Raw genomic sequence first — 7,130 nt, 5'->3', positions numbered from 1 at the left:
TGAACGAGTAGAACAGGCGCTGCTGCCCTCCCGGTAACTGCCCCATCATGCTATTCGCCCCCGCGCTCGCTGACAGAGCAATTTTGCCAACGGCATGGGGAGGACGCTACTTTTTCAACAGAATCGGCCAATAGAAGACATTCAATGCTTCTACGCTGTATCGCTCGGGGAAGTAGTGGTTGAGCAGCTATCGTTGCTCAACCAACATGCTTACTGCCTATTTACAGGGACGTTTCGGATCCAGGGACCATGACCAGCAAATCTTGCGCCCAGGCATCACGCGCCGAGTACACGCGACGCATGAACCGCGTGCTCAACTACATCGATGCTCATCTCGATCAGCCTTTGGATGGCGAGCGATTGGCGGATATCGCCAATTTCTCGCGCTTCCATTTCCATCGCATTTTCGCCGCGTGGATGGGGGAAACGCTTGGCAGCTATGCGCGTCGGCGTCGGCTCGAGAAGGCGGCCTTTCGTCTGTCCTGCGGCCCCATTGAAACTGTTCTCGAAACCGCGCTGGCCACTGGCTTCCGTTCGGGCGAGGCGTTTGCGCGGGCCTTCAAGCTCAAGTTCGGCTGCACACCGTCGGACTGGCGCAGCCATGCTCCGCTGCGTGTAGCTGCACAGGCGGCCGCCCTCGGCCAGCAACCTGGCGTACTGAATAGCAATCCTGATCAGGTCTTCGGCAAAAGCAGTCAGGCATGCGAGGCTGCGTTCGGGGAGGCTGACGTCTCTTGTCTATCAACGGAAGAGACCTCCATGGACGTACGTATCATCGATCTACCCGGGGTGCGAGTCGCCTATCAACGCTTGATTGGCCCCTACGGCCCGGCAGTGAGCGCATTCTGGCGCGATACGATTGCGCCCTGGATGCTCTCGAACGGCCTCAGCGGGGAGGCTTGCTACGGCGTGGGTTATGACGATCCCTCGATAACGCCCGCCAGCAAGTGCCGGTATGACGCCTGCGTCGAAGTGCCCGCGCATTTCGTCGCCGGTGGCCAAGCCGATATAAGTACCCTGCCGGGTGGTCGTTATGCCGTCGCGAGCTTCAAGGGGAAGACGGAGAAGCTGGCGGACGCCTGGACGTGGCTGATGTGTGAATGGATGCCCTCGAGCGGCCTGCAATGCGACGACCGTCCATGCTTTGAGAGGTTCTCCGCTACCACGGCGGTCGACCCTGAAACCGGAGAGTTCAGCTGCGACATCTGTATTCCGGTGCGGGCGCTATAGCCCGGCGAGCGCTCTCACGGCCGCTCCTGTTCAATCTCGTCATCACTCACCTCTTCATGCCCGGCTGTGGTGGCCAATGGCATGAGGGGAGGGCGCGCGCGTCGGCATCGGCGTTTGGAACGGCTGAGAGAAGGCGATCTACTGCATATCGCGGCCCTTGAACGGCAAGGGCCAATGTTCCAGCACCTCCTTGCCATACTCGCGAAGGTGCGGGTCCGCATGCATTGCTATGATCTCCAGTGCAACCTTCGATTCGAGCGTCCCGATGCGCGCCAGTGCATCGGCACACTTGCGCTGGAAGGCGTGAAGGTTTTCCCACTAGACGAGGTAATAGAAGCATTTCCGCCGCCTTGGCGATAGCCGCTGTCGTGCTCGGCGAACTTATGAGGCTCAGCTCGAAGCCGATGTCGTAGTGGTCTTCATGCCAATTCTCCAGCAGCAGCTTCGCTCACAGCGGCTTTACATGAAAACTTGAGGTATAAGTTGCCATGCCGAACAATTCCGCCCCATCCAAAACGGCTATTATAATTCGGCAGACGCTACACTTTATACAAGTGTAGCGCTGCAGTTGATATAGCATTACCTCTGAGAGGTCAGCTTTGGAAGCTCCATATTTGCACAGAACTGATCTCCTGCCAAACTACAGATTTCAGATAGCCTTTTTAAGTTCTCAAGATAGTTAGGTGATATTTCTTTCGTGCAGTGACGCACGTACCAAGTTGCTATGTTTTCGAGAAACCAGCGGTCAGCCGAATCAAATTCCGCATTATTTAAGCATGGGAAAATGCCATGGGCTAATTCAAGCTCGTAGTATTCCACCCCTCTTCGAATCCGCTCCCAGAATGGAAGTGTGGAGCGATTTCGCGAAATAATAACCGCATCCCTTACTATCGACATATAAATATCTAGCTTAGTCATAATCCGATCCTGTTGCGAATGCTTTCTATCAAGCCGCGGCCTGGTAAGGGTCTGCTATTAGCAGGCGCATCAACACCGGACGTCCATCGGCCATTATTGATCAGATTTCTAAGTGGCTGAGAGTTTCCAGTCTCTCTCAATATTTCTCTAGCAGCTGCAACGCGAGTATGACCTTCTCCGATATGGTACACGCCATTCACGTCCTTGAATCCTCCTATTTGCCCTTCGGATATGGAGTAATCATATCTGCCATTCAACATGTCGTTTTTTATGGCATCGACTTTACTTGGGTCACGCAATCCCACTTGCGTCCCTCTAATTTCAGGAGGAGTCCAGCGGTCATCATCGTCAGGTGGCGGAGGGGAAGCTGGAGTTGATATCCAAGTTGACGGACTGCCTATGTTGGATCCGGGGGAGGCTAATGGGTCACTATCTTCAGGGGTTGATATATTCATCGCACCACCCGACACGCCATGGGCAGCTAGAGACAGCCCTAGAGACGTCATCACAGAGGCCCAAAAGTTGGAGAGTGCACTTTTTCCTGTCGGGTCAATAAATGTGTATGGGTTATTGTTTCCGTAGGCGTATCTATTAAAGCTAAAGTGATCTCCATCCTTGGGCCGAAGCGGATCTGCACTTATGAATCTACCTACGCTCGGGTCATAGTACCTAGCTTTCATGTACACTAAATCTAAATCGGGATCGTATATATGCCCTGTAAAATTGGGACCCTTCACGGCGGGGGTTAACTCCGTTGTACCATAGGGTCTATAGTCGATATTTCTTGTCACTACGCCAGCAGCATTAGTCTCCAGAACTGGACTTCCAATGGAGTCCACATGATAGTAGGTTATCGTTCCGGCTGATGCTTGGCTCGCCAGCAACAAACTCATAAATAGAGACAGAGAATAAGCAGAAAACAAGCTAAGTATATTCATTGTCGGCACACCCTATTCTTGCTCTTTGGCAACTAGTGTGCCGTTCACGTAGAAATAGTTTGTATATTTGCCTGAACTTAAGTCTCTTTCAAATAGCAATGCACCATCCTGGTTGTAGCCATAGATTGTGCGGACTCCGGTTGTGATTTCATCTTGTCCAACTCGGTTCCCATAAGCATCATAGTCGCTCCTTGATTTGAGCTGCTTAGTTAGTTGATCTGCCAAGTTGAAGGTTAAGATGGATGCATTTTTCCCGATCAGATTTCCTCTAGCATCATACTTATAGGTACTGATAGTCTCGCCATCTTGACTTACGGCCTCTAAAAGGTTTCTGGAGCTATAATTAAAATCCTTTGTTGTTCCTTTGTTTACTATTTTTCTTATATTATTTAGCGGGTCATACTGAAAAGTCTCCTTGCCCCAAATGGCTGGTGCATTTGCACTAGATAGACGATTCAGAGAATCATATGTCATGGACTTGTTTCGCAAGCCATTGCTCGTTGAATCAATTATTTGCGTTAAATTCAGGTTCTCATCTCTCGATACAACTTGCATGTAATGAGAAATTCCCGATTTTGCATAGGACATACCATCTATAAGCATCCGTGCGTTTTGAATCGCAGCATATTCGAACCCATTCCCGTAGGTCATGTGCTTAATTTGCCCATCGGGGAAGTAGCGGATATTTTTTACGTAGTCTCCAATTTTAGTAGGCTTGCCGTTAGGGTCCGGTGCTAATTCTATAGCGACTCCATTTGGGTATATGATTTTTGATCGGCTACCGTATAAATCATATTCGTAACCGACAACGGAGCCGCTACTTCCGGATGTCAATTTCTCAGAAGTTAATAGTCCGCGCTTGTTGTAGGTAAAGCTCCATTTGTTAGTCCCTGAAGTGGCTAGTACTGGTCGCCCCATCAAGTCGTAGACGTATTGGCGCCCTGGAGTCCCGTCCGGATAAGTGACTTTTATCAGACGATTTAGAGCGTCGTATTCATGACGAATTTTTTGCTCATTTGGCGCTGCCCTCTGGCATCCATCTCCAACTACTGCTTGTCCTGCTGCGTACCAGAGAATGTTTCCTACGCCATCTAAACCTTGCATGTAGCTGCCAGTTTCTGGTTCGCTAATCCGACAAAGTCGCATGTTCTCGTCGTAATAATAATTCTTTGTCAGGCTTAAATTTTGACCATTGAAACCACCGCCCTGGGTTACGCTCAGGACATTTCCATAGATATCTCTTCTTATGATCTGCTTAGTGCCCTGCAGTTGGACTTCAGTAGGTTCTGAATACGACGGTGAACCAAAGCTTTGGTATGAGACTGTCTTTGTGTACCCCTTGGCGTCCGTGGTTTCTGACTTTAATCCAGAAAGGTATTTGGTTGTCGTAACCAACCTTCCTAACTCGGAGTCCTGCTCAGTTCTGACAACTCGATCTAAAGCATCGTAGGATGTATAAAATCCCTTCAAATTTCCAAGCTGGCTAATGTCTCCTTCCTGAGGGTATGATTCAAATATTAGCCTACCTTTCCAATCGTACCTCTTGCCTTTGATGACGGTTGAACTTGGTGTGCTAACTACCTTGGCTATAGGGCGTAGCATTCCATCATAGTAGTTTTTCTCAGTTAATACGCCAGTGGTTTTTGTGACAATTAGGCGTGCTTCAGTTGAGTCGTAAGAATACGTAGTGTTATGCCATGGTGAAGAGTCATCAGTGGGCTGGGTCTCAGATATCATCCATCCAGACAAGTTATATTCGAAATTCCTCGTTGCATTACCCTGGTCCGTAACTGAGACCACTTCCCCGAACCCATTAACGACAGCAGTTGTAGTCGAGAGGTCTGGGTAAGTAACTGTTTGCGGAATCCCAAGCTTATAGTTACCTAGCCTTATCTCATTTCCATTGCCATCAAAGTAAGAGTGGAGATTGCCATCCACTCCCCAGTTGTACCTGGCCTGCAGAAGACCATACCCGTAGCGCTCGGTTAATTTTCCATTGGATGCGTCATACACATATCTGGCGATTTGATCGCCATTATCCGCATTCGATACTGAGTCGATTAGCGAAATTATCCATCTTGCTTTATTGCTGTAAAATGTGCTCTTCGTTCTAAACTGTCTTGCAGGTTCCACTGAGCTGGTTTTAGTTGTCAATACTGGATCTGCGAACTCATTGAAGGACTGTATTTCTTTTTTAAAAACAACCCCATCTTGAGTTGTTTCCTCAGACACTATTGGGGCATAAATACTCGGCGCCTGCATGTTCCCATCAAACATAGCGGTGGTGCCCAGCGAAGTTGGAAAAGCGCTATTTGAAACGACATACTGTTTTTTGACTGTTCTTAACGAGGAAATCGGATTGTTAGAAGAGTCTAAAGTGACACCATAATAAACTTCTTCCAGCGTTCCCTCTAATGCTCCAAAGACATTATTAAATACGTATAGGTCTTTGGTGCCATCTGGATTTTCTATTGTCGTCCTTGCTTTCTCGAAAGAGCTATTATCTATTGTCGATCCTGTAGAGGCATCAGATGCACTGTAATTATATTTCCAAGTTGCCTGCGAGCCATTGTCAATATATGACTTCTCTAAAAGAGTTGCATGGAATTCTCTGTCTGGATCAGCTGCGTATGGTATTGGCTCGCCCGTCTCGGATAGGTTGGCACAGCTCGAATATGGTTTTTTTGATATATGCCACTGCACTTGTCCTGTGAATTTGCCCACTAACCCTGTAGGGTGTGTAATTGTCCCTTGGCCTATGTTGCTATACGGCTTATGAATACAATAAGGGGGGTAACTGTATCCACCTGGAGTCATTGGTATCGTTGAGGTTAAAGTGCCCAGAGATATTTTCCACTTTCTACCATCGGGCAGGACAACCTCTGTGAGATTCCAATCGCCAGTCGGGTCTCCTGGGCTAGCGTACGGAGAGTATTTATATCGCCAGGTTTTGGTAGAAGTGTCGGGCCCAGTTAATTTAATTTCATCTATGTAATATGCAGGATTGTATGCTTGCGTATATCTGTTGTAATACAATAGGCCGTGGTCACTCCACGAAAAATCTACTCGCTGCCCATCGCTAGATGTTACGGCTTTTATATATTTACCACTGTATGTAATGTCAACATAATTCCCGCTGGGGTCTTCAATTCGCGTTGGCATCAACTTTGAATTGGTCAGAGCCATGTAATCAATGCCTGGATCGTTATTTTCTATTATAGGAGCTCCGACGGTTAGCCTCCCTATGAAATCATGCGCCATCCAGTTTAGATAATATTTAATTCCATCGGGAGAAATAGCGAGAAACCCCTCGCCGGGGTCTCCATTAACGGTGCTGCTCAGGCAGTCAATTTTCCAGTTTTTTTGAGTAATCAAATATGGCGAATTTTGTCCGGGATTGACCTTTGACTTATATTCAACCGAAGGTTTCAGCACCTCCTGCGTGCCACCACCGGGTACGATTAACTGTACGCCATCTGCCCAAACTTCGCGATTAGGGGGGGTCTGATTTGGGTTTACGATTCCAGTATCCGAGTAGACCAAACCAAACTCTGAGCACCTTTTATATGAGCCCGATGAAACACCTACTCGCCAATCACCTACCCACGGGGCTGCAACAAGTCCAGCTTGCCCTGGTGCTTGGGTAGTAGCTCTTATATGCGGTAGCACTAATCCCCAATCGGCAAATTCCTGCTGAGGGCGATTAAAGCCTGCCACTTTATCAGGGTTATAATTTCTTGTGAGGCCTAGCAGTTTTAATGCGCCGGTTTTAGGTAAGTCGGCATGTACAAACTGAAAGGACCCCTTATGGGGGCTGAGAGTCTCACCAAAACTGTCCTCGCCCAAACTTTGAATTTCAAAAGATGGCGTTAATCTCTTTATTATTTTTTCGGGTGAAACTTCATCAAGAGCAAAAGCGTTAGGACAAGAAACAATCCCTATCAATGCTGCAAGTTTAAATTTGGACTTGCTCATAGGTCCTCCTTGAGATTTCCGAATTAAGATTCCGTTCGTGGCTAAGCAGTCGAAGTCGTTATTTGGCTG

At 48.2% G+C, this 7,130-nt stretch carries 4 protein-coding genes; 1 reads left to right on the top strand and 3 read right to left on the bottom strand.

All coding sequences use genetic code 11. From position 1 onward, the window contains the following. Window positions 1-249 precede the first annotated feature (249 nt). A complete protein-coding gene (locus tag DMX10_RS21570; RefSeq protein ID WP_111262988.1) occupies window positions 250-1,230 on the top strand; it encodes a GyrI-like domain-containing protein in 981 nt (326 codons plus the stop codon). 579 nt (window positions 1,231-1,809) lie between these two features. Here the strand turns inward: DMX10_RS21570 and DMX10_RS32560 are convergent. Genes DMX10_RS32560 through DMX10_RS21560 form a run of 3 tightly spaced genes read right to left on the bottom strand, consistent with a single transcriptional unit; the run spans window position 1,810 to window position 7,061 of the window. Beyond that, window positions 1,810-2,148, bottom strand: a complete 339-nt coding sequence (locus tag DMX10_RS32560; protein WP_146603040.1) for a hypothetical protein — start codon at window positions 2,146-2,148, stop codon at window positions 1,810-1,812. After that, on the bottom strand, window positions 2,145-3,086 hold the full coding sequence (locus DMX10_RS21565; RefSeq protein ID WP_111262987.1) for an RHS repeat-associated core domain-containing protein: 942 nt from the start codon (window positions 3,084-3,086) through the stop codon (window positions 2,145-2,147). Before DMX10_RS21565 ends, DMX10_RS32560 begins: the two co-directional genes overlap by 4 nt. A 12-nt stretch (window positions 3,087-3,098) precedes the next feature. Continuing rightward, the gene (locus DMX10_RS21560; RefSeq protein ID WP_111262991.1) at window positions 3,099-7,061 is read right to left on the bottom strand and encodes an RHS repeat domain-containing protein; all 3,963 of its coding nucleotides are present in this window, start codon (window positions 7,059-7,061) and stop codon (window positions 3,099-3,101) included. Window positions 7,062-7,130 lie beyond the last annotated feature (69 nt).

The sequence above is a fragment of the Pseudomonas sp. 57B-090624 genome (assembly GCF_003234055.1).
In the GTDB taxonomy this organism is placed as follows: Bacteria; Pseudomonadota; Gammaproteobacteria; order Pseudomonadales; family Pseudomonadaceae; genus Metapseudomonas; species Metapseudomonas tohonis.
Note: the sequence above shows the minus strand (reverse complement) of the source record. Positions and strands in the feature narration are given on the sequence as shown.